Annotated in this window: 30 protein-coding genes; 19 read left to right on the top strand and 11 right to left on the bottom strand. The window is 70.3% G+C overall.

The window, feature by feature from the left end:
• Positions 1-9: 9 nt before the first annotated feature.
• Complete coding sequence (locus ACZ7MG_RS21565) at positions 10-741, bottom strand: response regulator transcription factor (protein WP_471395633.1); 732 nt, start codon at positions 739-741, stop codon at positions 10-12.
• Positions 713-1,585, bottom strand: coding sequence for a TioE family transcriptional regulator (locus ACZ7MG_RS21560; protein ID WP_471395632.1), 873 nt, complete (start codon positions 1,583-1,585; stop codon positions 713-715). The genes ACZ7MG_RS21565 and ACZ7MG_RS21560 overlap by 29 nt, the downstream gene beginning before the upstream one ends.
• Before the next feature lie 102 nt (positions 1,586-1,687).
• Here ACZ7MG_RS21560 and ACZ7MG_RS21555 point away from each other — a divergent pair, with 102 nt between their 5' ends.
• Positions 1,688-2,866, top strand: coding sequence for an erythromycin esterase family protein (locus ACZ7MG_RS21555; protein ID WP_471395631.1), 1,179 nt, complete (start codon positions 1,688-1,690; stop codon positions 2,864-2,866).
• A gap of 7 nt (positions 2,867-2,873) precedes the next feature.
• Here the strand turns inward: ACZ7MG_RS21555 and ACZ7MG_RS21550 are convergent, their stop codons facing one another.
• Complete coding sequence (locus ACZ7MG_RS21550) at positions 2,874-3,164, bottom strand: hypothetical protein (protein ID WP_471395630.1); 291 nt, start codon at positions 3,162-3,164, stop codon at positions 2,874-2,876.
• The gene (locus ACZ7MG_RS21545; protein ID WP_471395629.1) at positions 3,161-3,397 is read right to left on the bottom strand and encodes a hypothetical protein; all 237 of its coding nucleotides are present in this window, start codon (positions 3,395-3,397) and stop codon (positions 3,161-3,163) included. Before ACZ7MG_RS21545 ends, ACZ7MG_RS21550 begins: the two co-directional genes overlap by 4 nt.
• Positions 3,398-3,546: 149 nt before the next feature.
• On the opposite strand from ACZ7MG_RS21545, the gene ACZ7MG_RS21540 reads away from it, so the two are divergent.
• The 6 genes from ACZ7MG_RS21540 (at position 3,547) to ACZ7MG_RS21515 (ending at position 7,260) form a co-directional block, all read left to right on the top strand.
• Positions 3,547-4,377: a helix-turn-helix domain-containing protein gene (locus ACZ7MG_RS21540; RefSeq protein ID WP_471395628.1), complete on the top strand. Its 831-nt coding sequence runs from the start codon at positions 3,547-3,549 to the stop codon at positions 4,375-4,377.
• The gene (locus ACZ7MG_RS21535; RefSeq protein WP_471395627.1) at positions 4,374-4,574 is read left to right on the top strand and encodes a DUF397 domain-containing protein; all 201 of its coding nucleotides are present in this window, start codon (positions 4,374-4,376) and stop codon (positions 4,572-4,574) included. The genes ACZ7MG_RS21540 and ACZ7MG_RS21535 overlap by 4 nt, the downstream gene beginning before the upstream one ends.
• A gap of 28 nt (positions 4,575-4,602) precedes the next feature.
• Complete coding sequence (locus ACZ7MG_RS21530; protein ID WP_471395626.1) at positions 4,603-4,890, top strand: hypothetical protein; 288 nt, start codon at positions 4,603-4,605, stop codon at positions 4,888-4,890.
• Positions 4,887-5,285: a PIN domain-containing protein gene (locus ACZ7MG_RS21525; RefSeq protein WP_471395625.1), complete on the top strand. Its 399-nt coding sequence runs from the start codon at positions 4,887-4,889 to the stop codon at positions 5,283-5,285. Before ACZ7MG_RS21530 ends, ACZ7MG_RS21525 begins: the two co-directional genes overlap by 4 nt.
• A 147-nt stretch (positions 5,286-5,432) precedes the next feature.
• Positions 5,433-6,674, top strand: a complete 1,242-nt coding sequence (locus ACZ7MG_RS21520) for an AAA family ATPase (protein ID WP_471395624.1) — start codon at positions 5,433-5,435, stop codon at positions 6,672-6,674.
• Positions 6,664-7,260, top strand: coding sequence for a DUF4276 family protein (locus ACZ7MG_RS21515; protein ID WP_471395623.1), 597 nt, complete (start codon positions 6,664-6,666; stop codon positions 7,258-7,260). Before ACZ7MG_RS21520 ends, ACZ7MG_RS21515 begins: the two co-directional genes overlap by 11 nt.
• Before the next feature lie 8 nt (positions 7,261-7,268).
• On the opposite strand, the gene ACZ7MG_RS21510 is transcribed toward ACZ7MG_RS21515, so the two are convergent.
• The 4 genes from ACZ7MG_RS21510 to ACZ7MG_RS21495 form a co-directional block, all read right to left on the bottom strand.
• Positions 7,269-8,732, bottom strand: a complete 1,464-nt coding sequence (locus ACZ7MG_RS21510; protein WP_471395622.1) for a HAMP domain-containing sensor histidine kinase — start codon at positions 8,730-8,732, stop codon at positions 7,269-7,271.
• Positions 8,729-9,463 carry a response regulator transcription factor gene (locus ACZ7MG_RS21505; RefSeq protein WP_471395621.1) on the bottom strand — a complete coding sequence of 245 codons (735 nt, stop codon included), beginning with the start codon at positions 9,461-9,463 and terminating at the stop codon, positions 8,729-8,731. Before ACZ7MG_RS21505 ends, ACZ7MG_RS21510 begins: the two co-directional genes overlap by 4 nt.
• Before the next feature lie 179 nt (positions 9,464-9,642).
• The gene (locus ACZ7MG_RS21500; protein ID WP_471395620.1) at positions 9,643-9,825 is read right to left on the bottom strand and encodes a hypothetical protein; all 183 of its coding nucleotides are present in this window, start codon (positions 9,823-9,825) and stop codon (positions 9,643-9,645) included.
• 112 nt (positions 9,826-9,937) lie between these two features.
• Positions 9,938-11,101: a S1C family serine protease gene (locus ACZ7MG_RS21495; RefSeq protein WP_471395619.1), complete on the bottom strand. Its 1,164-nt coding sequence runs from the start codon at positions 11,099-11,101 to the stop codon at positions 9,938-9,940.
• Between the two features lie 330 nt (positions 11,102-11,431).
• Here ACZ7MG_RS21495 and ACZ7MG_RS21490 point away from each other — a divergent pair, with 330 nt between their 5' ends.
• Entirely contained in the window at positions 11,432-13,213 is a 1,782-nt protein-coding gene (locus ACZ7MG_RS21490; RefSeq protein WP_471395618.1) for a trypsin-like serine protease, read from the top strand.
• 156 nt (positions 13,214-13,369) lie between these two features.
• On the opposite strand, the gene ACZ7MG_RS21485 is transcribed toward ACZ7MG_RS21490, so the two are convergent.
• Together ACZ7MG_RS21485 and ACZ7MG_RS21480 are read right to left on the bottom strand one after the other, a co-directional pair.
• The gene (locus tag ACZ7MG_RS21485) at positions 13,370-14,392 is read right to left on the bottom strand and encodes a LacI family DNA-binding transcriptional regulator (RefSeq protein WP_471395617.1); all 1,023 of its coding nucleotides are present in this window, start codon (positions 14,390-14,392) and stop codon (positions 13,370-13,372) included.
• A gap of 94 nt (positions 14,393-14,486) precedes the next feature.
• On the bottom strand, positions 14,487-15,278 hold the full coding sequence (locus tag ACZ7MG_RS21480) for a winged helix-turn-helix transcriptional regulator (protein WP_471395616.1): 792 nt from the start codon (positions 15,276-15,278) through the stop codon (positions 14,487-14,489).
• Between the two features lie 158 nt (positions 15,279-15,436).
• Between ACZ7MG_RS21480 and ACZ7MG_RS21475 the strand changes: the two genes are divergently transcribed.
• The 8 genes from ACZ7MG_RS21475 to ACZ7MG_RS21440 all read left to right on the top strand — a co-directional run bounded on the left by ACZ7MG_RS21475 (position 15,437) and on the right by ACZ7MG_RS21440 (position 21,452).
• Positions 15,437-16,321, top strand: a complete 885-nt coding sequence (locus tag ACZ7MG_RS21475; RefSeq protein WP_471395615.1) for an alpha/beta hydrolase — start codon at positions 15,437-15,439, stop codon at positions 16,319-16,321.
• 174 nt (positions 16,322-16,495) lie between these two features.
• Positions 16,496-16,750 carry a MoaD/ThiS family protein gene (locus ACZ7MG_RS21470; RefSeq protein ID WP_471395614.1) on the top strand — a complete coding sequence of 85 codons (255 nt, stop codon included), beginning with the start codon at positions 16,496-16,498 and terminating at the stop codon, positions 16,748-16,750.
• A 10-nt stretch (positions 16,751-16,760) separates the two neighbouring features.
• Positions 16,761-17,951, top strand: a complete 1,191-nt coding sequence (locus tag ACZ7MG_RS21465) for a hypothetical protein (protein ID WP_471395613.1) — start codon at positions 16,761-16,763, stop codon at positions 17,949-17,951.
• Between the two features lie 292 nt (positions 17,952-18,243).
• Positions 18,244-18,978, top strand: coding sequence for an LmeA family phospholipid-binding protein (locus ACZ7MG_RS21460; RefSeq protein WP_471395612.1), 735 nt, complete (start codon positions 18,244-18,246; stop codon positions 18,976-18,978).
• Positions 18,979-19,446: 468 nt separating this feature from the next.
• Complete coding sequence (locus ACZ7MG_RS21455; RefSeq protein ID WP_471395611.1) at positions 19,447-20,286, top strand: sulfurtransferase; 840 nt, start codon at positions 19,447-19,449, stop codon at positions 20,284-20,286.
• 69 nt (positions 20,287-20,355) lie between these two features.
• Entirely contained in the window at positions 20,356-20,643 is a 288-nt protein-coding gene (locus tag ACZ7MG_RS21450) for a DUF1416 domain-containing protein (RefSeq protein ID WP_004986406.1), read from the top strand.
• Between the two features lie 89 nt (positions 20,644-20,732).
• Positions 20,733-20,996: a DUF3099 domain-containing protein gene (locus ACZ7MG_RS21445; RefSeq protein WP_471395610.1), complete on the top strand. Its 264-nt coding sequence runs from the start codon at positions 20,733-20,735 to the stop codon at positions 20,994-20,996.
• 57 nt (positions 20,997-21,053) lie between these two features.
• A complete protein-coding gene (locus ACZ7MG_RS21440; RefSeq protein ID WP_471395609.1) occupies positions 21,054-21,452 on the top strand; it encodes a VOC family protein in 399 nt (132 codons plus the stop codon).
• 16 nt (positions 21,453-21,468) lie between these two features.
• Here ACZ7MG_RS21440 and ACZ7MG_RS21435 read toward each other — a convergent pair whose 3' ends face one another.
• The gene (locus ACZ7MG_RS21435) at positions 21,469-21,831 is read right to left on the bottom strand and encodes a DsrE family protein (protein WP_471395608.1); all 363 of its coding nucleotides are present in this window, start codon (positions 21,829-21,831) and stop codon (positions 21,469-21,471) included.
• A 131-nt stretch (positions 21,832-21,962) separates the two neighbouring features.
• Between ACZ7MG_RS21435 and ACZ7MG_RS21430 the strand changes: the two genes are divergently transcribed.
• The 3 genes from ACZ7MG_RS21430 to ACZ7MG_RS21420 are packed head-to-tail and all read left to right on the top strand — an operon-like array spanning position 21,963 to position 24,600.
• Positions 21,963-22,715: a hypothetical protein gene (locus ACZ7MG_RS21430; RefSeq protein WP_471395607.1), complete on the top strand. Its 753-nt coding sequence runs from the start codon at positions 21,963-21,965 to the stop codon at positions 22,713-22,715.
• The gene (locus ACZ7MG_RS21425) at positions 22,712-23,653 is read left to right on the top strand and encodes a hypothetical protein (RefSeq protein ID WP_471395606.1); all 942 of its coding nucleotides are present in this window, start codon (positions 22,712-22,714) and stop codon (positions 23,651-23,653) included. The genes ACZ7MG_RS21430 and ACZ7MG_RS21425 overlap by 4 nt, the downstream gene beginning before the upstream one ends.
• Positions 23,650-24,600, top strand: coding sequence for a hypothetical protein (locus ACZ7MG_RS21420; protein ID WP_471395605.1), 951 nt, complete (start codon positions 23,650-23,652; stop codon positions 24,598-24,600). The genes ACZ7MG_RS21425 and ACZ7MG_RS21420 overlap by 4 nt, the downstream gene beginning before the upstream one ends.
• Positions 24,601-24,742: the final 142 nt, after the last annotated feature.

Genomic DNA, 24,742 nt, shown 5'->3' with positions numbered 1-24,742 from the left:
TGTTGCGCCCTAGGCCCCCCGCAGCGCGTACCCCAGGCCCCGGATCGTGTGGATGATGCGGGGTTCGCCGCGGCCCTCCAGTTTGCGGCGGAGGTACATGACGTAGACGTCGAGGGTGTTGGAGGCGGGGGAGAGGTCGAAGCCCCAGACCTCCTGGAAGATACGGGCGCGGCTGTGGACCTTGACCGGGTGGCGGAGGAGGTATTCGAGGAGGGCGTACTCGGTGCGGGTGAGCGTGAGAGGGCGCTCGGCGCGGGTGACGGCGCGGGTGCCGAGGTCCATGACGACGTCGGCGTAGGAGAGCCGGTCCGCGGGGACGCGGGGGATGACCTCGCGGAGGGAGACGGCCGTGGCGGACGACCGGCCCCGGCGGAGCAACGCCCGTACGCGCGCGAGGAGTTCCTCGGGGGCGAAGGGCTTGGCGAGGTAGTCGTCGGCGCCGTTGTCGAGGGCGACGATACGGTCGCCGACCGCGTCCCGGCCGGTGATCATCATGATCGGCACGGTGGAGCCGGAGGCCCGGATCCGGCGGGTCGCGGCGAGCCCGTCGAGCCCCGGCATGGTGACGTCCATCAGCACGAGATCCGGCTCACCGCCGGATGCCCTCCGGGTGTCCAGGGCGTCGAGGGCCACGAGTCCGTTTCCGGCGAGCACGGTCTCGTACCCCTCGAACCGCAACAGCCGCCCGATCCCCTCACGTACGGCCTCGTCGTCATCGACCAGCAGAATCTTCCGCACCATCCCCACACTGTGGAGGCGGGCACTGTGGCTGGTCTTGGAGAGGGGTGTGGGAGGGCTGGGGAGGCCCCAGGGTCAGGTAGTGGTTGAGGTGGGAGGCCGCGTCGAGCATGGCGAGGCCCCGAGCGGTGAGCCGGCGCCGCCAGTCGTCCAGCGCGGCGGAGAGGGCCTCGGTACCGCCGGCTGTACGGATCTGCCGCACCACAGAGGCGATGTGCTCCAGGGGGTGGCCGCCGCGCCGGAGGAGATGGGCGAGTTCGGCGTCGCGGACGTCGGCCGGGCGGTAGAGGCGGTAGCCGGTGAGGGGGTCCCGGGCGGGGGTGAGGATGCCGGTGTCCTCCCAGTTGCGGAGGGTGGCGGGGGTGACGTCGAGGCGGTGGGCGAGGTCGCCGATGGTCAGGGGGGTGGGGGCCGGGGCGGGGCCGGGGAGGGGTTTGGGGAGGGGTTTGGGGTTGGGGCTGGGGGGCGCCGTCAGGTGGTCCATCGCGGCGCGGACCGCGTCGAGGGTCTCCCGGTCGCGGAGCAGCTGGGTGTGCCCACGGTCGACGAGGGTCAGTGCGTCGTCCACGGCCAGGGCGGGTTCGCGGGCGTCCTCGTGGAGGGCGCGCATGATCCGGCCCGCCGTCGCGTGGCCGTACGCCGGGACGAGGGCGAGGAACGCGCGGAGGGCTGCCGCGTGCGTTTCGGTGTAGATCCGGTAGCCGCTGCGCGTCCGCTCGGCGGCCGGGAGGAACCCGTCGCGCTCGTAGTTGCGGACCGCCTGGGCCGAGAGCCCGTGCTCCCGGGCGAGGTCGGACGGTCGCATGCCCGGCCCAGGCGGTCCGTTCAGCCTGTCCAGCTTGTTCATGTGCGCCTCACGTTTTGAGACTTTACCGGCACGTGCACAGGACACTGCGGGGCTACCTCCTCCCAACCCTCAACCGATCTTTCAAGGATACGATCGAGGTTCATGAGCCAGGACATACGAGACCTCGTGACCCCTTCCTGCGAGCTGCTGGCCCTTGGTGAGCCGACCCATCTGGAACCGGCCCTCGGGGACGTCCGCAACGAGCTGTTCGCCCAACTCGTCGACTTGGGCTTCCGTTCGATCGCCCTGGAGACCGACCGCGTCCCCGCGCTCGCCGTGGACGACCATGTCCGGGACGGCACCGGGGACTTCGACGAGGTGATGCGCGACGGCATCGCGTTCGGCCGGGGCGAACTGGCCCCCAACAGGCGGCTGATCACCTGGATGCGCGAGTACAACCGCACCCGCCCGCCGGAGGACCGCCTCGCCTTCCACGGCCTCGACGCCGAGATGGAGAACATGAGCGCGCCCGGCCCGCTCCGCTACCTCGAACACGCCCGCGCCTACCTGGCCGGGGAAGCCGACGGGCCCCCGGCCCCCGCCCTCGCCCTCACCTCCGTCAGCGCGGAGGAACTCGCGGCCCTCGCCGGGGAAGAGGAGCGGTGGAGCCGTACGGAGGCGGTCATGGACGCGGCCGAGTCGGTCGGCGCCACGGCGGAGGCGCGGGCGCTCCGCTGCCTCGCGGACGACATGCTCACCGAGCTGCACGCCCGCGCGCCGGAGCTGATCGAGGCGACGTCACGGGCCGCGTGGTACCGGGCGAAGACGCACCTCACGGCCGGTATCGGCCTGTTGCGCTACCACGCGCAACTGGCGCGCCCGGACGCGGAGGAGGTCCGGATCTCCCGGATGCTCGCCACCCGGGACGCCCTCATGGTCGAGAACATCCTCGACATCCGCGCCGTCGAGGCCGGCCGCGGCCCGACCCTGGTCGTCGGCCACAACGTCCACGTCCAGCGCGGCCCCAGCCATATGCGCATGCGCGGCCTGGACCTCCGCTGGTATGGCGCCGGTGCCGTCCTGGGGTCGCTGGTGGGCGAGCGGTACGTCTTCGTCGCGGGCAGCCTGGGCCGCAGCGAGGCGTTGGGCCTGCCGGACCCGGCCCCGGACACGTACGAGGCCACCGCGCCACGCGAGACCACCTGGACGCTGACCCCGGCCCCCGAACCGTCCACCGCCCGCACCCGCGCCCACCCCTCCGCCGATGACCTGCGGTACTTCCCGCTGGACGAGGCGACGCTGACGGGGGCCGCCGGGGTGCTGCACGTGAACGCCGGCTAGAGGACGGCTAGAGGTCGTCCTCACCGATCCGCCGCCCCCTGCTGACCGCGATCCGTACGACATCCTCCAGCGACTCCACCGCCCGCGTCAGCGCGAACCGCACGGCCCGCTCCCCGGCCGCCGGGTCGCCGAGGACGGCTCTGCTTCCGGCCAACACCTCCTCCGCCGAGCCGAGTTGGGACGCCTCCACGCCGTCGGCGAGGAGGGAGAGGGCACCGGGGTGCGCGGTGTCCGGGTCGAGATAGCAGGGCTTGCCGTCGAGGTTCGTCCACGGCAGCAGACGCAGGCCGTCCATCATGCGGGGACCTCCAGGTCGTGGCCGGCGTGGACGCCGTAGACGTACAACTCCTCCGGGCTGAGCACGTACGGCCGTACGAAGTTGGCGTAGGGCTCGAAGGGCCAGATGTCGTCGGGCCTCCGAGGCGGCGGGGGCGGAGCGGGCTCCAGCGGCTCCGCCGCCCCCGCCGGCGACGGGCCGGGCGCGGCCCAGCGGAGCAGTGCCTCGCAGAGCCGCACGACGAGTGCGCGCATGGCGGTGCCTCAGCTTTCGTCTCAGGGTTATTTCAGGGTCGGTCTGACGAGCGGGGATCACCGTTCGTGTTCAGATCGTCACGGCTGGGCCGTACGTTGGGGAAGAGGCCTGGCGTTGCCTGGAGCGCCAGACAACGGGGAGGGGTGACATGGGCGAAGTCGTTGACGTGGACGTCGAGTCGGGGCGCGCGGTGCTCGGCCGGACGTTGCGATTTATGCGGGAGAAGGCCGGCAAAACGCTGGGACAGATGGCCGACGAGACGGGCTACGACAAGAGCTATCTGAGCCGCTTGGAGTCGGGTGAGCGCCTGTCCAAGATGACGGTCATGGAGGACCTGGACGCCTACTACGGGTCCGTTGACCTGCTGGTCTGTCTCTGGAAGGTGGCTCGGATCGACGCCTTCAAGGACAAGTACAAGGAGTACATGCGGTTGGAGGACATGGCGCGGATGGTGCGCGTGTTCACCCCGAACGTGCCTGGGCTGCTGCAGACCGAAGAGTTCGCCCGGGAGGTGTTGTCTGGGCCCCGGGCAACACGAGAGCTTGACGCCGATGCGATCGAGGAACAGGTGGCCGCTCGGCTGGGGCGGCAACTGCTGCTGCGCAGGGATCCGGCGCCGAGCGTCCGGTTCGTCATCGACGAGAACGCGCTCCGTCGCGCTTCGGCCAGCGCGGAGACCTGGGAGGGGCAGCTGCTTCGTATCGAGGCCGTCGCCCAGTGGCCCAACGTCGTCGTTCAGGTGCTGCCGTTCTCGGCCGGAGTCCACCACCTCATGGGGAAGGGATCACTGACCCTGCTGTGGCAGAAGAACGGAAGTGCCGTTGCCTACGCAGAAGCTGACAGCTTCGGAATGTTGATGGACGATCCGGAAGACGTCCTGCACCACCATTTGTCCTACGATCGGCTTCGGGATATGGCGCTGTCCCCGTCGGAGTCGCTGACCTTCATCAGGGACGTACTGGAGGAGCACAGGTCATGAACCAAACCCTCGACCTCACCGTCGCCGTCTGGCGCAAGTCGAGCTACAGCGACGGGGGAGCCAATAACTGCGTCGAGGTTGCCGACGGCTACATAGGAACCGTCCCCGTCCGGGACAGCAAGGTCCCGGACAGCCGCCCGCTCCTGTTCTCCGCCGGGGCGTGGTCCGCGTTCGTGGGTGGCGTTGCCGCTGACTGAGTTGCCGTGGTGTGGCTATGGTGAACCCATGGCAGAGACCACCACCATCCAGGTGTCCAAGCAGGCCCGCGATCACCTCGCCCAGGTCGCCAAGGAGCGCGGCATGAACCTGGGGCAGCTGATCGAGCAACTGGCCGCCGAGCAGCCGACGGCGGAGCAGATCGCGGAGCGCGTCGCGGCGGATCGCAAGGTGGTCCGCGAGGTGATCGGCGTCGACATCAGCGACGAGGAGTTCGACCGGGCTCCCGACGTGCTGGGCAACATCCAGCGGATCGCCGCGGAGAAGGCCCGCATGGCGCGAGGCATGGCCGCGTGATCATTCTGGATACGGGGGCGACCCGCGCCCTCGCCGGGGGCCACAAGACCCTGAACCTCCTCGCCGGGAACATGGCCCGCACGCCCGGTGACCGGCTGCGGATCCCGGCCCTCTGCTTGATGCAGGCGGAGTCGCAGGACGCCGACGCGGGGCGACGGGTGCTCGCGTTCTCCTCGGTCGTGGTCGATGACCTGGGTACGGCGGCGTCCGTCACCGTAGGAGGCATGATCCGGGACGGCTACGGCGGACCGGACACCTGCCACGCCCTCTACTGCGCGTTGCCGCGCCCGGAGTTCACGGGAATATCGATCCTGCTCACGGACCGCGAGCAGAACTATCCCCCAGGCGTGGTCACCGTCGACATCGACTCCCCCGGAATGCTCGGCTTCCACTGAGGCTCGCCATGAGTGGCCACGGCACTGATCGCACACTCTGCCGAGAGGGCATGCCGGGCGTAGTGACGGGTGGCGAACCTTGGCTGACGCGGCACTAGTGTGGCTGTGCATACCCGTTCATGAGCCTGCGGTGCGTGAGGAGCAGCAGTGATCACCCGGATCGAGATCGACGGCTTCAAGACGTTCGACGACTTCTCGCTCGACGTGCCGCCGTTCCTGGTCCTGCTGGGTGCGAACGGCTCGGGCAAGTCCAACCTGCTCGAAGCGGTGGTGCTGCTGGGGCGGCTGATGAGGGACCCACGAGGCCAGACGCTTGTGCGCTACGCAAGAAGAGGTGGACCTCGGGAACTGTTCCGACGACTGCCGGGCGGTGACTTGGTCAATGAGATGAGGCTGAGCGCGAACGTGCTGGTTCGGACTTCCAACTGGGGTCCGGTACACGTACGTGTCATGGCGACCGTCAGCCGCAGCAGCGAGGTGCCGGAGCGCTTGCACGTGCGTGTGGACCGCACTCCTATCGGCAGTGAGGGCCTGGATCTGCCACGGCACGTCGCGGACCAGATCGAGGACAACGTGCTTCACCTACGTCACCGGTTCCCCGACGATCCGGATCCGGTGAAGCGGAACGAAGCCGAGCGCGAGGTCTACGGTGCTGTTGACCGTGCCACGGACGGGTGGCGCATCCTCGATCCCTCACCTGACGCCATGCGCCACCCGGCCGATGCTTACGACTCCGATCCCCTGACTGAGGACGGACGTAATCTGGGCGCGGTGCTCGGTCGGTTGTGGAGTGCGGAACCGGAGCGAAGGTCCGACTTCGAGGCCGATGTCGCCGCGGTGCTCCCTGATGTCCGCAAGGTTGAGGTGGTCCGGGACGAGCCTCAAGCGGTGTGGGAGATCTGGATCCAGCACAAGAACGAGCCGAAGATGACGCCGCGAGTCGTCTCTGGTGGAACACTTCGCATGCTTGCCTTGCTCGCCGCGGCACATGACCCAGCCCACTCCGGTGTCCTGATGTTGGAGGAACCGGAGAACGGACTGCACCCGAGCCGCGTCCCAAGGCTTCTGGAACGGTTGAGGAGACGCGCCACGGAACTGTCATCCGTCGAACGTCAGGAGCGGTACGGCGATTCCGAAGCGAGCCATGGCGATGGTCTTCGCCAGATCCTTGTGACCTCCCACTCACCTGTCGTCCTGGCCTCCCTTCGTGAAGAGTTCCCCCACAACGTCGTCTTCCTTGACACGGTCACCCGTGTCGGCGGCGGACAGGCGCCGACACGGCTCACTCGCGCCCGTACCGTCGCTGCGAACGGCGAACGCGGGACCTACGTCACCCCCATGGAAGTACGCCAGTACCTGGACCCGGTGGGGTACGCGCGTGGGACGTAGGTATCTGAACATCGCCCTGCTCACGGAGGGCGAGAGCGACCAATGGTTCCTGCGTCCGCTCATCGACCGCCACGTAGAGGACCTGGAATCTGACGCGACGGTCGGATTCGACTTCGGAGGGACCGTTCGCGGTGAGTGCTTCACCGTGTCGCAGCGGGAAAGGGTCGTTGCGGAAGTCGAGTCGCTCCTCAATGAGATGGACCTCGTGATCATCCATCATGACCACAATGAACGGAGCAAGATCGAAGCGGTACGGGTCGGCCTGAGCCACGCGGAGTCGGCCGAGCGGGTCATCGGAATGGTCCCCGTACGCGAGACCGAGGCCTGGATGCTGGCCGACCCGGCGGCACTGCCGGACGCCCCTGCGGCTGTGATCCGAGACCTCGTCCGGGCGCCCCGTGACGTAGAGAAGGTCGCGGATCCGAAGAAGACCCTGGCCCAGGCGTTCGGGCCCCGACACCGCCCCGAGTACGACTTCGATCTGCTGGGGCAGAGAGTGTCGCTGACCGCACTCCGGCAGGTCCCCGCCTACGCGCGCTGGAGCGATGACTTGCGCTGTGTCATGGAGCGGCTGCGCTTCCTGTGACGGGCCGCTCAAGCCCCTGCGGCCGACCCCTCCGGCGGAGGCGTAGTCGCCCCCGGAATCCGTACCGTCGCCAGCGTGCCGCCGCCGTCCGCGCGGGACAACGAGACCTCGCCGCCCGCCTGTTCCACCGTGCGGGCCACGATCGACAGGCCCAGGCCCGAGCCCGGGAGGGCCCTCGCGCTGGGGGAGCGCCAGAAGCGGTCGAAGACGTGGGGGAGTTCGTCGGCGGGGATGCCGGGGCCGTGGTCGCGGACCGTGAGGGTGCCTTCGGACAGGGCGACCTCGATCGTGCCGGACTCCGGGCTGAACTTCACCGCGTTGTCGAGGATGTTGACGATCGCCCGTTCCAGGGCGGAGGGCTCGGAGCGTACGTACCAGGGCCCCAGGTCCGCCGTGATCGTCAGCTCGGGGCCGCGCAGCCGGGCCCGGCGCAGGGCCGCCTCCACGGTCTCCTGGAAGTCGACCGTCTGGAGATGGCGGCCCCCCTGCTGGCCCGACTCCGAGCGCGACAGCTCCTGCAAGTCGCCGATCAGCGAGGCCAGTTCGGTCATCTGGGCCTTCACCGAGGCGAGCAGGGCCTTGCGGTCCTCCGCCGGGATCGGGCGGCCCGTCTCCTCGCTGCGGGTGAGGAGTTCGATGTTGGTGCGGAGGGAGGTGAGGGGGGTGCGGAGTTCGTGGCCGGCGTCCGCGATCAGTTGTTGTTGCAGTTCGCGGGAGTTCGCCAGCGCGCCCGTCATCGAGTTGAAGGAACGGGACAGACGGGCGATCTCGTCGTCGCTCTCCTCTTCCACGGGGATGCGGATGCTCAGGTCCTCGGTCAGCGCCACGTGTTCGACGGCTTCGGTGAGCTTGTCGACCGGGCGCAGGCCCGCACGGGCCACGGCCAGCCCGGCCGCACCGGCGCCGACGACTCCGATGCCGGAGACGAGGAGGAGGATGAGGGCGAGGTCGTTGAGGGTGGACTGGGTGCCCTTGAGGGGGAGGGCGACGAGAAGCGCCGCGTTGGACGTCTCCCCCGTGTTCCGGTTGGTGTAGGACACCGGCTGGATTTTGACGCGTACGTCGTTGCCGTCCGCGTCGACGCTGTTGTGGTAGACCGCCTCGTCGTGGCCCGTGGCCGCGGCGACGTTCTTGTCGGTCTCGGTGACCTTGACCGAACCGGCGGAGAACTCCACGACACAGGCCGTGCCGTCCTCCAGAACCACCTGGAAGTACGTGTTCTGGCCGAAGCGGTTGTTCTGTACGGACTCCTGCGTGCAGTTCTCGATCGCGAGACTGGCCTGGTCCGTGAACGCCGGCATACCCATCGACTTGTTGAGATCGCCGTCCAACTGCTCGTACAGCTTCCCCTGCACAATGAACCAGCACGTCACCGACACCGCCGCCACCGCGAACGCCACCGCCGCCGCGACCAGCATCGACAGGCGGGCCCGGATGGGGAGGGACCGGTAGTGGCTCAGGAGCTTCCTCACTCCGCGCCGCCCTGTCGCAGGACGTACCCGACACCGCGCACGGTGTGCACGAGGCGCGGCTCGCCGCCCGCCTCGGTCTTGCGGCGCAGATACATGACGTAGACGTCCAGGGAGTTGGAGGACGGCTCGAAGTCGAAGCCCCAGACCGCCTTCAGGATCTGCTCACGCGTGAGGACCTGGCGCGGGTGCGCCATGAACATCTCCAGCAGCGTGAACTCCGTACGCGTCAGCTCCACCGGACGCCCGCCCCGCGTGACCTCCCGCGTCGCCAGATCCATCCGCAGGTCCGCGAAGCTGAGCGCCTCGTCCACCTCGGCGGTGTCGGCCGCGGCCGCCGCGTACGTGCTGCGGCGCAGCAACGCACGGACGCGGGCGAAGAGTTCGTCCAGCTCGAAGGGCTTGACCAGGTAGTCGTCCGCGCCGGCGTCGAGGCCGGTGACCCGGTCGCCGACCGTGTCGCGGGCCGTGAGCATCAGGATCGGGGTCGTGTCGCCCGCGCCGCGGATCCGGCGGGCGGCCGTCAGCCCGTCCATCCGCGGCATCTGGACGTCGAGGATCACCAGGTCCGGCCGGTACGCGGTCGCCTTCTCCAGCGCGTCCGCGCCGTCTACGGCGACCTCGGTGCCGTAGCCCTCGAAGGCGAGGCTGCGCTTGAGTGCGTCGCGCACGGCCGGCTCGTCGTCGACGATGAGGATGCGCTGGGGTTCGGAGGCGCCTTCGGCGGGGCTCATGGTGGGTTCGTTCCTCGGGTGGGGGTGATTACGGGCCGGGGGCGCCGTGCGGGCTGGGGTGCGTGGTCCGGTTCGGGTGCGTTGTGGCTGGTCGCGCAGTTCCCCGCGCCCCTTGAAGGGGCGCGGCAGTATCGCCCTAGCCTTGCACGTCGCCCCGGCCGCACAGAAGCCGCAAGAAGTCAGCCACGCACCGTACGCCGGCGCGGGCGTACCGCCGTCGCGCGACGGGTGGCGGCACCGGTCGCCGCCACCTCGGGCGCCCGCGTCACCGCCGGGTGCAGTTCGGCCGCCACCGCGAGGGCGAGGCTCAGTCCGGCCGGGTCGCCGGCGGTTGCGACGGTGTGGGAGACCTGCGTGATCATGTCGAACTCCTTGGGACTCAGCGGGACGGAGGGGACGGAGGGGACGGAGGGGCGAAGAAGCTGGACGGAGCGGAGGTGTGGACCTCAGTCCTCAGTCCTCAGTCCTCAGTCCTCAGTCCGAGCCGCCCGCGCGCAGCGTGCTGAGGTCGGCCTTGACCGTGTTGATCGGGATGGCGAAGCCGAGGCCGACGCTGCCGGCGCTGGACGAGGTGGCGTCCGCGGCGGAGTACATCGCCGAGTTGATGCCGATGATGTTGCCGTTCATGTCGATGAGGGCGCCGCCGGAGTTGCCCGGGTTCAGGGACGCGTCGGTCTGGAGCGCCTTGTACGTCGTTGTCGACGAGCCCGTGTCGCCGTTGAACTGCTGCCCGCCGAACTCGAACGGCCACTGCCCACCGCCGTCGCCCTGCTGTTGCTGCTGGCTCTGGCTCTCGTCCGTCGAGACCGTGACGTCACGGTCGAGCGCGGAGACGATGCCGCTGGTCACCGTGCCGGTCAGGCCCTCGGGGGAGCCGATCGCCACGACCTGGTCGCCGACCTTGACGCCGGCGGAGTCGCCGAGCGTGGCCGCCTTCAGCCCGGAGGCGTCCTGGAGCTTGATGAGGGCGAGGTCCTTCTTGCTGTCCGTGCCGACGACCTCGGCCGTGTAGGACTTGCCGTTGCTCGTCGTCACCTTGATCTGGGAGGCGCCGGAGATCACATGGTTGTTGGTGATGATCTCGCCGCCGCTGGTGATGATCACACCGGAACCGGTGGACTCACCCGCGTTCGAGCTGGCGCTGATCTCCACGATGCTCGGGCTGACCGCCGTGGCGACCCCGGAGACCGTGCCCTTCTCGCTGGTCGGCACCACGCTGGTGCTGGTGGAGCTGGAGGCCACGGTGTCCGTGCCGGTCAGCTCCTGGATGCCGTACGCCGTACCGCCACCGATCGCCGCCGCGACGAACGCCACGGCCGCCAGCAGCGCGATCGGCCCCCGGGCACGCCTTCTCGACGCGGGCGCCTGGGCCACCGGCTCGGTGAGGAGCGCGGTCGGAGCGCCCTGTGCCGAAGCGCCCTGTGCCGAAGCGGCCTGTGCCGAAGCGGCCGCCGCCGGACCCGCCGAGGGGTCGTAGGCCGGCGGAGGCGGCCACTCCGGGTTCACCGGGGCGGAGGCGTGCTGCTGCTGGAGGTACGCGGGCTGCTGCTGGGTCTCGCCCTCGGCGTACCCGGAGTGCTGCTGCTGACCCTGGTAGGGGTTCTCGTACTCGCCGCTGCGGCGGAAGCTCTCGGTCATGACTCAGAGCCTGCCGCCCGACCATGAGACGTTCCTGAGTGCTCCCTGAGAACCCCACCAGAACCTCGTTCGCCCCATATAAAGGCGCCGGGCCCCGCGGTCATGGGAAACAAAGGGTTGCCGTGCGGTGATGTGACGGAACGCGGTATCCGAATACTTGTCTGAACCCTGTGAATCACGTGTCCACCGGGACCCGTGGTGCCTACGATCACCCAGCCGGAGGGGGGCTCCGCGAGACGACCCGAGGCCGGGACAACCGGTGACGGGGCGGTCGGCGTCGTACGCCCTGCTCGGGCGTCCCACGACACCCACGCATCCCAGGAGCCCTGAGTGATACGTGCCTTCAAGGCACTGCCCGCCGCCGCCCTCGCGCTCGCGCTGAGCGGTGCCGGCGTCCTCGCGGCACAGCCCGCGACAGCGGCCGACGCACCGTCCGAGTCCAAGCCCACCGTCACCCTCGACCGGCCCGCCGCGCCGAAGACCTCCGCCAAGGATCTCCGTGAACGTGTGATCAAGGCGGCGGAGGACCAGGCGGCACAGTCGCCGGACGCCGCCCCCGAGGCCCCCGACGACACCCCCTCGTCCCCGTCCTCCCAGTCCCCGTCCTCCCAGTCCCCGTTCATCATCGGCGGCAGCGAGACGACCATCTCCGCCGCGCCGTGGATGGTCCAGCTCGCGTACTACGACGCGACGACCGACGAGGGCTTCTTCTGCGGCGGCACCCTGGTCGCCCCGAACAAGGTCCTCACCGCCGCCCACTGCCTCGACGGGCTCGACTGGACGGCGAACGGCGCGGTCCTGGCCGGTACGACCGACCTGTACGACGACACGACGGGCACGGTCGCGGGCGTCTACCGCCAGTGGCAGCACCCGAAGTACGACGAGGACCTCATCAAGAACGATGTCGCCGTCCTCACCCTGGACCGCCCGCTGGAGCAGAAGACGCTGCGCCTGGCCGCGTCCGACGACAGCTCCCTCTACACCGCCGGCACCAAGGGCACGGTGTACGGCTGGGGCCTGACCTCCGGCGGCGAGGACGCCCAGCTGTCCGCCAAGCTGAAGAAGGCGACGCTGCCGCTGGTCAAGGACAGCACCTGCGACTCCGCGATGAAGTCGGTCCTCGGGACGGACTACTTCGCCGAGGGCTCCATGATCTGCGCGGGAACCCCGGCCTCCGGCGGCGACTCCGGCACCACCAGCACCTGCAACGGCGACTCCGGCGGCCCCCTGGTGGTCGGCGGCAAGGTCGTCGGCATCGTGTCGTGGGGCGTCTCCGGCTGCGTGGCCAAGGGCGCCTACCCGGTCTTCACCAAGGTCTCCTCGTACACCTGGGCCGCCCAGCCCCGGATCGACGACACCGACCTGACGTACGACGGCCGCGCCGACCTCCTCGCCCGCACGCCCTCCGGCGGTCTGTTCCAGCAGGACAGCAAGGGCACGTCGCTCGCCACGCGCGCGTACCAGGGCAACGGCTGGCAGAACGCGAGCTGGATCATGCAGGCCGACCTGGACCGGGACTTCTACCAGGACCTGGTCATCCGGGACAAGAACGACGGCAAGCTGTACCGCAGCTACATGAACCACTCCACCTGGGAGTGGACCTGGATGCAGATCAGCTCGGTGTGGGGCGGCTACAAGTCGTACGCGCTCCCCGGTGACATGACCGGTGACGCCGTCCCCGACCTGCTGGCCCTCGACGTCGACGGCTCGGCCTACCTCTACCCCGGCAAGGGCAACGGCCAGTTCAACGCCAAGATCCGGGTTGTGAACAAGGCCTGGAAGGGCGCCAAGCTCCTCGGCCGCGGCGACCTCTCCGGTGACGGCAAGCCCGACCTCCTGGTCCGCTTCTCCGACGCCTCGCTCTCCCTCTACAGGGGCACCGGCAAGTCCACGACCCCGTGGTCCCCGCAGATCAAGGTCCGCACCGGCTGGAAGTTCACGGCCTACGTCACCAACGGCGACGTCACCGGCGACGCCATCGCCGACGTCATCGCCCGCGACTCCGGCGGCACGCTCTGGCTCTACCCCGGCACGAACAAGGCCTCGACCTCACTGTTCGCCAGCCGCATCAAACTGGGCACGGGCTACAACCAGTACAACGCGCTGTTCTGACAGCGCCTATGGCAGCAGACCCCGTGCCCCGTCTTGGCTTTTAAGGGGCGCGGGGAACTGCGCGATCAACCACGACGCACCCGCACTCAGCAACGGCGGGCACCCCCTACGGCGCTATCCGCACCCCCTACGGCGCTATCCGCACCCCTTGCCGAGCTACTCGCAACCGCACGACCGCCGAGCCACCAACGTCGACGGGAACAACTTCACCCGCTCCCGCCGAGACCCGGCCACCCGAATCCCGTCGTCCAGCACCAGATCCACCGCGGCCCGGGCCATCCCCGTACGGTCCGTCGCGACCGTCGTCAGCGGCGGATCCGTCAGCGCCGCCTCCTTGACGTCGTCGAACCCGACGACGGCCAGCTCGCTCGGCACCTCGATCCGCAGCTCACGCGCGGCCCGCAGCACCCCGATCGCCTGGTCGTCCGTGGAGCAGAAGATCGCCGGCGGGCGGGACGGCCCGGCCAGCAGCTTCAGCGCCACCTGGTAGGCGTCGTACCGGTTGTAGGGCGCCTCGAACAGTCGCCCCTCCGTGGACAACCCGGCCTCGTCCATCGCGCGCCGCCAGCCCTCGACGTGGTCGGAGACCGGGTCACCGACCAGCGGGGTCTCGGCGATACCGCCCATACAGGCGACGTACGCGTAGCCGTGCGAGAGCAGGTGCTCCACGGCGAGCTTCGCGCCGCCGAGGTCGTCGGTGACCACGGCCACGTCGTCGATCGCCTCGGGCCGCTCGTGCAGCAGCACGACCCGCGCGTCCCACGCCTCTATCTCGGCGGCGGCGTTGTCGTTGAGGGCGTGGCTGACGAGGATCAGGCCGGAGACCCGCATCCCGAGGAACGCCCGCAGATAGTGGACCTCGCGCTCGGCGACGTAGTCGGTGTTGCCGACCAGCACCATCTTTCCGCGCTCGGCGGCGGCCTGCTCCACGGCGTGGGTCATCTCGCCGAAGAAGGGCTGACGTGCGTCCGGCACGATCATGCCTATGAGATCGGTGCGCCGGGACGCCATCGCCTGGGCGACCCGGTCGGGCCGGTACGACAGTTCCTTGATCGCGGCGAGGACACGCTCGCGCGTGGCCGGGGCGACCGGCCGGGGTCCGTTGTTGATGACGTAGCTGACGACGGCGGTCGACGTACCCGCCAGTCTTGCCACGTCATCCCGAGTCACCTTGGCCACGCGCGGAGTCTACGCGGATAAAACGCCCCTGGGCAGGGCGTACGGAGGCACACCTGTGGGTTACCTGTGCGTACGCCGGCCAGGGAGATCGTCACTACGCCTCGGCGGCGATCTCGACGGCCTCCAGAGACGCCGTCTCGTCCGCATCCGCCGCCTTTGAGGGGGCGGTCGAGGGGGTGGCCTTGCCCTTCACGTCGTCAGCGGCGCGCTCCGCCTTCTCGGGCGTAACGAATCGATAACCGACGTTCCGTACGGTCCCGATCAGCGACTCGTGCTCGGGGCCGAGCTTGGCGCGCAGCCGCCGTACGTGGACGTCGACCGTCCGCGTACCGCCGAAGTAGTCGTAGCCCCAGACCTCCTGCAGCAGCTGGGCGCGGGTGAAGACGCGGCCCGGGTGCTGGGCGAGGTACTTGAGGAGCTCGAACTCCTTGAAGGTGAGGTCGAGGACGCGGCCCTTGAGCTTGGCGCTGTAGGTCGCCTCGTCCACCGAGAGGTCGCCGTTGCGGATCTCCATCGGGGAGTCGTCGTTGACGATCTGCTGCCTGCCCATGGCCAGCCGCAGCCGGGCCTCGACCTCGGCGGGGCCGGCGGTGTCGAGGAGGACGTCGTCGATGCCCCAGTCCGCGGTGACGGCGGCGAGGCCGCCCTCGGTCACGACGAGGATCAGGGGGCAGCCGGGGCCGGTGGAGCGCAGCAGCTGGCACAGGCTGCGGACCTGCGGGAGGTCACGGCGTCCGTCGATCAGGATGACGTCCGCGCCGGGGGTGTCGACGAGGGCGGGGCCTTCCGCCGGAGCCACGCGCACGTTGTGCAGCAGCAGCCCGAGGGCCGGAAGCACCTCCGTGGACGGCTGGAGGGCGTTGGTCAGGAGCAGCAGAGAACTCATACGTCTGGTTCCTCCTCGGTCCCTGCGAGGACGTGGGCGGCGCAGGTTGTATATCCGCGGTCACCTGGCGTTTCCCACTCGTATACAACGCTTGCCGAAAGCACAAAAGGACCCGGGGGCGACCTTGCCCGAGTCCTCTGTCCAGCAGAATAGCCCACATGAGTGCTGGTCCGGCAGGTGATGTGATGCGATCTTTCGACATTCCGAACTCTGAGACGGCCCCCGGAGCCCTTTCGGCGCCGCCCGCAACCCCTTTGCGGAGGTTTCTGCGCACTGACGACGGGGTGAATATCGAGGCCGTATACGATCCGAAAGCCGTTGTATACAACGCCCCCGGCAACACCTCGGACGCCACCGGAACGCCACCCTCCGGCCATCTCGCCGTTGTCGTCGCACACGGCTTCACGGGTGACGCCGACCGTCCACATGTTCGAAGGGTGGTGGAGGCGCTCACCCGGTACGGGGCCGTCGTCACCTTCTCCTTCCGCGGCCACGGCAGATCCGGCGGCCACTCCACGGTCGGCGACCGCGAGGTGCTCGACCTGGCGGCGGCGGTCCGCTGGGCCCGGGAACTCGGCCATGAGCGCGTCGCCACGGTCGGCTTCTCCATGGGCGGCTCGGTCGTCCTGCGCCACGCGGCGCTGGCGGACGCCGGCACGGACGCCGTCGTCTCCGTCAGCGCCCCCGCCCGCTGGTACTACCGGGGCACGGCCCCCATGCGCCGCGTCCACTGGCTCATCACCCGCCCCGAGGGCCGTCTCGTCGGCCGCTACGGCTTCCGCACCCGCATCCATCACCGCGACTGGAACCCCGTCCCCCTCTCCCCGGTCGAATCCGTCCCCCTCATCGCCCCGACCCCGCTCCTGATAGTCCACGGCGACCGCGACGGCTATTTCCCGGTCGACCACCCCGAGATGCTGGCGGCAGCGGCCGGCGACAACGGGGAACTGTGGCTGGAACGGGGGATGGGGCACGCGGAGAACGCGGCGAGCGGGGAATTGCTGGACCGCATCGGGGAGTGGATCGGGGAGGGGATTAGGTGAGGGGATCGGGAGCGCGTCGTGAACAAGGGCCGAGGGCGGCTCGCCCCTTCAGCGGCGCGGGGAACCGCGCGATCGACCCCCACCGAGCCGCCGTCACCCCCCGGGCCGCGGTTTCCCACCGTCCCGACGGCCCCGTAGCCTGATCCCCTCCGACCGATATCCAGAGGAACGCAGATGCCAAAGGGCACCGTCCGCTACTGGGCCGCGGCGAAGGCCGCGGCCGGCGTCGCCGAGGAGTCCTACGACGCGGCCACCCTCGCGGACGCCCTGACCGCGGCCCGCGACCGACACCCCGGCGAACTCGACCGCGTCCTGCGGCGATGCTCGTTCCTCGTCGACGGGAATCCCGTGGGCACCCGCGCGCATGAGACCGTACGTCTGGCCGAGGGCGGCACGGTCGAGGTGCTCCCGCCGTTCGCAGGAGGGTGACCCCCAGATCATGAGCAACCAGCCGCCGTACGGGTACGAGGGCCACCCGGGCTACGACCCGTATCAGCAGCCTCAGCAGCCACAGCAGCAACACCCTCACCAGCAGCCGCAGTGGCAGGGGTACGACGAGGGCCAGGCCGCCCACGCCCAGCAGTACACCCAGCAGTGGGAGGGCCAGACCTGGGAGACCCAGATCCAGCCCCAGACCCCGCCGGCCGCCCACCTGACGGAGACGGCGTACCTGCCCCCGCAGACGGACGACCCGAACGCGCGCTACGGGCAGAACGCGCAGCCGCCGTACGGGCAGAACACGCAGCCGCCGTACGGCCAGTACGCGCCCCAGGCCCAGCAGCAGGCACCGGCTCAGGCTCAGGCGCCCGTGCCGGACCCCGCCCCTGCGGACGGTGTCGGCTACGGTCCGCCCACGCTCACCGGCAACACCCGGGTCACCGACGCCCAGCGGGCGCGGGCCGAGGGGCGGTCGCCGATCATCGAGCCGGGGATGCAGCCGGCGCTGATCACCGCCGTCCTGGGCCTGCTGCTGGCGGGCGCCGCGGCGCTCGGTGAGTACGCGCTCGCCGTACCCCTGGTGGTCCTCCAGGCGGTGACCGCGGCGGGCTGGTTCCGGCTGAACGGCATGTGGCCGGCCCGGCAGGGCATCGTGCTGGCCTTCGCGGGCGCCCTCGCGGCGGACGCGGCCCTCTTCACGGCCGGCCGGGAGCACGCGCCCGCCGCGATCCTCGGCACGCTCGGGGTGTGGGTGCTGCTCGGCATCGTCCTCGGCCTGCGCAGCCACGCGGACCCGGACGAGCGGATGTACGGCCTGATGGCGACGGTGGCCTCGTCGGCGCTGGCGATCATCGCGACCGGGTATCTGGCGGCGGAGGCGGACGCGGTGACCGTGGGCGGGGCCGCGGTCGCGGTGGCCGTCCTGGCGCGGGCGCTGCCGCTGCCGACGCCGGCCTCGGTGATCGTGTCGCTGCTGGCCGCGACCGGTGCGGGGATCGCCGTGGGCGGCGCGACCGACCTCGGGACCTCCGGGGCGCTCCTCGGTGCGGGGGCGGCGCTCTGCGCCCTCGTCGGCCACCGGGTCGCCAGCTACGACTACCCCTCCCGCTTCGTCCACTTCACCGCGGGTGTGGCCCTGCCGCTGACGGCCGCGGCCCCGGCGGTGTACCTGCTGGGCCGCGCGCTGGCCTGACGGGGGCGTGCGTCGTCGGGTGCGGGTGGGTGGGGGCGGGCCGCGCAGTTCCCCGCGCCCCTGAAAAAGCGGGGCTGCGCCCCGTGCTTTTTCGGCCCGAAAGGGCCGTAGGCCCTTAAGGGGCGCGGGGAACTGCGCGAGAAGCCCCACCGGACCCGCACCCGACCACGCACCCCTGTCACAGCTGATCAACAACGCACCGTGATCCCACCCCACCCTTACCCGGACCGGATTACTCTCGCGTAGGACCGTTGACCGACCGCCGAGTGGACTACGTGGGGAACCCCGAACCATGCGCGCACTGCGAATACTTGTCATCGTCGCCGTGATCCTGGGCGGCCTCTTCGTGATCGCGGACCGCGTGGCCGTCGGCTTCGCCGAGGACGAGGCCGCCCAGCAGCTGAAGACCAGCGAGGGCCTCACCACCACCCCCGACGTCTCCATCAAGGGCTTCCCGTTCCTCACCCAGGTCGCCGGCGGCGAACTGGACGACGTCGAGGTCGGCATCGCGAACTACGAGGCGAGCACCGGCAAGGCCGACGAGAGCATCCGCATCGCCGACCTGAAGGCGAACATGCGCGGCGTCACCTTCTCCAGCGACTACAGCTCCGCCACGGCCACCAGCGCCACCGGCACCGCGACCATCTCGTACGACGAACTTCTCAAGGCCGCCAAGTCCGAACCCACGGACATCGGCCTCGGCTTCACCGCCCGCGTGGTCGGCCTCTCCGACGGCGGCAAGGGCAAGATCAAGGTCAATGTGGAGATCGACCCGCCGGCCCTCGACCCGCAGACCGTCTCCGTCCTCAGCACCGTCAGCGTGAAGGGCGACACGGTCGAGGTGCACGCCGACTCCCTGCCCTCGGTCGGCGGTCTCGACCTCGCCGAGGACGCGGCCCGTTCGATCACCGACTTCCAGCAGGCCATCGACGACCTCCCCGGCGGCATCAAGCTCGACAAGGTCGAGGCCGCGCCGGACGGTGTGGAGATCACGGTCAAGGGTTCGAACGTCAGGCTGGCGGGGTAGGACGACGGGCGGCGCCCCCCGGCTCCTCGGCTCCCCGGCCCGGCTCCCCGGCTGCTCCGCCCCCGGGCGCGCGTCCGAAAGGTGAGACGCCGACGTCCGTACCGCAGATGTGACGACGGACGCACCGGCCCGGGAGCCCTGTCCCCGCAGCCCCAGGGGCCTCCTCGTCCCACATTCCGGACGATCGCGTCTCAGAATACGACATGCCGGTGACACACCCGCCTGTCCGTCCCTACGATCGACCATCATGAAGCGACAGGCGGATCTCACGAAGCGGCGGGCAGTAGACCTGTGCCGCGTCGCCGCCATGCTCTGTCGCACTTTCTGAGCGAGCGGCGGGAGTTCCCGCCGCCGCGTCCCCCGACGCCTGCCCTGTTCGAGCCAGGGCCCATCCCTGCGCGCCCCGGCCGAACCGCCGGAGGCACCCGCAACCCGCCCCCGCCGTAACTGCCCCGGAGGAGAACGAGCATGAGCCGCAGCGACGTCCTGGTAGACGCCGACTGGGTCGAGGCCAACCTCGACGACGCGAACATCGCCATCGTCGAGGTCGACGAGGACACCACCGCGTACGAGAAGAACCACATCAAGAACGCGATCCGGATCGACTGGACGAAGGACCTCCAGGACCCGGTCCGCCGTGACTTCGTCGACCAGGAGGGCTTCGAGAAGCTCCTGTCGGCCAAGGGCATCGGCAACGACACCCTCGTCGTCCTCTACGGCGGCAACAACAACTGGTTCGCGTCGTACGCCTACTGGTACTTCAAGCTGTACGGCCACGAGAACGTCAAGCTGCTCGACGGTGGCCGCAAGAAGTGGGAGCTGGACGCCCGCGAGCTGACCGACGAGGTGCCGGTGCGCCCCGCGACCGAGTACAAGGCCAAGCCGCAGAACACCGCGATCCGTGCCTTCCGTGACGACGTCGTGGCGGCCATCGGTTCGCAGAACCTGGTCGACGTCCGTTCGCCCGACGAGTTCAGCGGCAAGCTGCTCGCCCCGGCCCACCTGCCGCAGGAGCAGTCGCAGCGTCCGGGCCACGTCCCGTCCGCCCGCAACATCCCGTGGTCGAAGAACGCCAACGACGACGGCACCTTCAAGTCGGACGACGAGCTGAAGGAGCTCTACGCCGACGAGCAGGTCGACCTCGCCAAGGACACCATCGCGTACTGCCGTATCGGTGAGCGTTCCGCGCTCACCTGGTTCGTCCTGCACGAGCTGCTCGGTGTGGAGAACGTCAAGAACTACGACGGCTCCTGGACCGAGTACGGCAGCCTCGTCGGCGTCCCGATCGAGCTGGGCGCCAACAAGTAAGCACACCCCCGTACCCCACCCGACCGGCCTTCCTTCCGGTCAGACCCCTATCTGAATCTGGAGAAAGACATGTGTGGAGCGAAGGCCGGCGGCCCGGACGCCTCGACGATCAAGCCCGGTGAGACCACGATCCAGGGTCAGGTGACCCGCGACGGCGAGCCGGTGACGGGCTACGTCCGTCTGCTGGACTCGACCGGCGAGTTCACGGCGGAGGTCCCCACCTCCGCGACGGGCCAGTTCCGCTTCTACGCGGCCGAGGGCACCTGGACCGTGCGCGCACTCGTCCCCGGCGGCACCGCCGACCGCACCGTCGTCGCCCAGCAGGGCGGCCTGGCGGAGGTCGCGATCGCCGTCTGAGGCGCTTGTTCTCGAACGGCGGAGGGCCGTACCCCGGGAGTCCGACCCGGGGTACGGCCCTCCGCCGTGAGCGGACCTACCCTGGACCTATGTACGCCCGCCGGCGCCACACCTACTTCGCCATGATGGGCACCTGCCTCGCCCTCTTCGTCCTGGCCTGGGGCGTCGTACGCCTCTGGTCGGTCCCGGTCGCCGTCGGCATGTGCGTGGTCGCCATGCTGATCCCCCCGCTCGCCGCCGTCGTAGCCAACCGCCGAGGCCCCGACGACCGCTGGTGGGACGACCCCTCCGGCGACCCGAAATCCGACGAGTGGTGGGACGAACTGGACGGCAAGAGGCGCCCGCCGAGGTAGTGGGCGGTGGACGGTCCGCCGTGGACAGGAGCGACCGCCCGCGATAGGAAGGCGGGCATGCCGCCGCCCCCGAATGTGCCGACCGCGAGACTCTCGACCGTCGTCCTGGACGCGCACGACGCGCACGAGCTGGCCGGCTTCTATGTCCGCCTGCTCGGCTACGAGGTACGGCGCGAGGAGCCCCACTGGGTGCTCATCGGCCCGCCGCCCGGCACTGGGGGCACGGCCCTGGCGTTCGAGACCGAACCCGCGTACGTCCCGCCCGTCTGGCCGACCAGGAACCCCGGGGAGCAGCAGATGATGCTCCACCTCGACATCGAGGTCGACGACCTGGCGGCCGAGACCGCCCGGGCCGTGGCCGAGGGCGCGCGCCTCGCCGAGCACCAGCCCCAGGACGACGTACGGGTGCTGTTCGACCCGGCGGGGCACCCGTTCTGCCTGTGGGTCCAGGAGTAGCGGTACTCGGTGCCGCTCAGTAGACGAGTGCCTGGGTGTCGGCCGCCAAGGTCTCCTGGACGAACACCTGGGCACCGGCGATGCGTACGCCCTTGAGGACGTCCTTCTCCGTGATGTCCCGGCGGGCCGCGCACTGTGTGCACAGGGTGAGGCGGCCGCCCGCGAGGACCGAGTCGAGGAGGTCGGGGAGCGGGGCGGCGTGCGGCAGGTCGAACTCGGCGGCCCGGCCCGGCAGCGCGAACCACGCGGACTCACCCGTCAGCCACAACGACACCTCGACCCCGCTGGCGACCGCCACCGCCGCCACCGTGAACGCCTGCGAACACCGCTCAGGAGCGTCCGCCCCCGCCGTCACCTTGATCACGAGCTTCTTCGCCATGGCCGCATGCTAGTCCGAATCGTGATCATCCTCGGTGCAACCCCGTGAGCGGTCCATGGGTCTCCTGTGCGCGGATCCGGAGTCCGCGCCGCCCGTGCCGTGTTCGCGTTCTGTGGGGGAGTGCCTTGGAAGTGCCGGAAAGATCCGAAGGGGAGACCGCGGAGCCCGTGGCCCGCGTGCCGCGTCGGGGGCGCGGCGTCCTGTTCATCGCCGGAGCGGCGGTGCTCGGGGCCATCGCCGGAACCTGCGCCGGATACCTCGTCCAGGCCGAGCGGGAGCCCACCGAACTGCCCCCGCTCTCCCAGCCGGTGCTCGACCGGGCCGAGGGCGAGGGACCCGAGCCGCTCTCCGCCGCCCGGGACCGCAAGGTGCGGACGGACGGCGATCTGCGCAGGCTCCTGCTGAAGAAGCCGACGGGCGCCAAGAAGGCCGAGTGGCTGGAGGGCACCGACGGCTGGCTCGGCATGGCCGCCTACACCGACACCTTCACCGACCCGAACGACAAGTTCGGCTCCCTCGTCAACGACGAGTTCCGCCGGGCCGCCGTCGCCGGCTGGGAGGTCGGCACCTCGTACAACGTGGAGATCCGGCTGGTCCAGTTCCGGCAGCACAACAGCCTGGCCGCCGTCGACTCCAGCAACAACCTCCAGAGCTGGGCGGAGGAGGAGCCGGACACCGACAGCTGGGCCATCCCCGGCACAGGCGACGGCACGGCGTACGTCCACTCCCGGGCGGACACCGAGCCCGGCTACGGGCCGGTGTACAGCGCCGAGGCGCACGCCTGGCGCGGGGACATCGCGATGGAGATCTGGGTCTACGGCGGCAGGCCGATCCCCAAGAAGACGATCATGGATCTGGCCCAGCGGCAGATGGAGCGGTTGTGAGCGCGGACGAGACGACAGAGCAGGAAGGCCAGGAGGGACAGGAAGGCCAGGAGGGGCAGGAGGGGGCGGCTGTCGCCCCGGCCTCGGCCCCGGCTGTCGCCCCGGCTCCGGCTGTCGCCCCGGCTCCGGCCGGTTCCGTACCGTCCGTGCCGAGGCCCGCGCGGGCCCGCCGTATCGGGGTCGTCGCCGGGTCCGCGCTGCTCGCCGTGGCGCTGGTCGCGGGCGTCGGGTTCACGGTCGTGGCCGTGCGGGACGCGGACCGGGACGCGGGCGCTCCTACCTGGAAGTTCCCCAAGGACGAGTACGAGGTCGAGGTCGAGGGCGAGGCAGAGGCCGGGGCCGGGGAGAAGAAGGCGGCGGCGCGGCCCGGGCTCGCGGGGCTGCTGGTGCCGTACGGCAGCGACACCTGGGTCCAGGGGCCGGACCTCGCGGAGTTCGGCTCGGACGCGGAGTTCAGCGGCGCCCAGGCCACGGCCCTGCGGAAGGAGTCCCTGAGCGGGCTGCCCCGCGCCCAGCGCAAGCGGCTGGAGCGGCAGATCGACCGGCAGCGCATCAAGGGCATGGCGATGCGCAGCTACTTCAGCGCCGCCTCGTTCGCCTGGCGCACCGACGAGGGCATCTCCTCGGTGAGCATCACGCTCGCCCGGATGGAGAACAGGAACGCCGTACGGGACGGTTCGACGTTCCAGAACGAGTTCCTCGCCTCCCTGGACGTCTTCCGCGACGGCCCGAAGATCAAGGGCCACGACAACGCGAAGTGCTTCCTCTCGCCGAAGGGCGCCGACGAGGACCTGGACAGGATGTTCTGCTCCGCCTACGCCGGAGACGTTCTCGTCACTCTCACCGCGAGTGCGGCGAAGCCCCTCGACCAGCGGGGAGTGGCCGAGCTGCTGCGCACCCAGCTCGACCGGGTCGCCGACCAGGGGGTGGCCGTATGAGCGACCAGTCACGCACCACGGAGGACGCCATGCCGGAGACGTACGACGCCCCGGTCGCGGTGCACGACGACGCCCCGGCCGGCGTGCATGACAACGCCCCGGCCGCGGAGCCCTCCGCCGCCGGGCCGGCGCAGCCCCCGGCGTCGCCGCCCGCGCAGGCCGGCCCGCCCCCGCACCCGCCCCGCCGTGACCGTCGCGCCCTGCGCGCCGTCCTCCGCTGGACCGCCGCCGTCGCCGTCTTCGCCTCGGTGGGGACGGCCACGGCGTACGGGATCGCCGGGGTGGAGCGTACGGACGTACCCGGTCTGGCCACGGAGTCGGACGGGCGCTGGGTCTTCCCCCGGCTCGTCAGGGCACCGCTGCCGTCCGGAAGCCCGGCACCCTTCGCCGAGGACAACCCGGCCGGAGCCCATCACGCCGATCTGCGCGCCCTCCTCCTGCCCGCGCCCGAGGGCGCGAAGGAGGACAGGGCGCTGCGCGGCTCGGACGGCTGGCTGCCGGTGAAGGAGTATCTGGCGGAGTTCGAGCCGGAGGACCGCGAGGAGCTGGGGCAGAAGCTCGTCGACACCGGCCTGCGGCACATCGCCGCCCGTGGCTGGACCACCCCGGACGGCACCCGGACGCGGATCTATCTGCTCCGGTTCAACACGGCGAACGTCGTGGAGACCGAGCTGGCGAACCACGCCCTGGCGCACGTCAGCCCGACCTACCGGGTACGGGGCGCGGGCGAGGTCGTCTACGACGAGGACTTCCCGGAGGCCGCCGCCGTCTCGGGGATCTCCCGAACCGCCTATGCCGAGGCGAAGCCGTACGGTGCCGAGCAGGTGCGCCAGGCCTATCTCTCGGCGGGGGACGTGTACGCGGTGATCCTGCAGTCGCGCGAGGCGGGGGTGCGGACGGTCCCGTTCCGGCAGACCGTGGTGCTGCAGAGCCAGCTGCTCGGCTGACCCCCCCGCCGGACGGGCAAGGGTCGACCTCACTCCGAACCCCGGGCCCCGGCCGCGTAAGCTGGGGCCCGGCCCCGTGCAGTACCGACCCTCCGCTCATCCGAGGAGCACCCCGTGATCATCTTCTTCGAGACCCTGCTGG

The organism is Streptomyces sp. NPDC107538, from assembly GCF_055657445.1.
The sequence above is the reverse complement of the archived record's forward strand: the minus strand, read 5'-3'. Positions and strand labels throughout refer to the sequence as shown.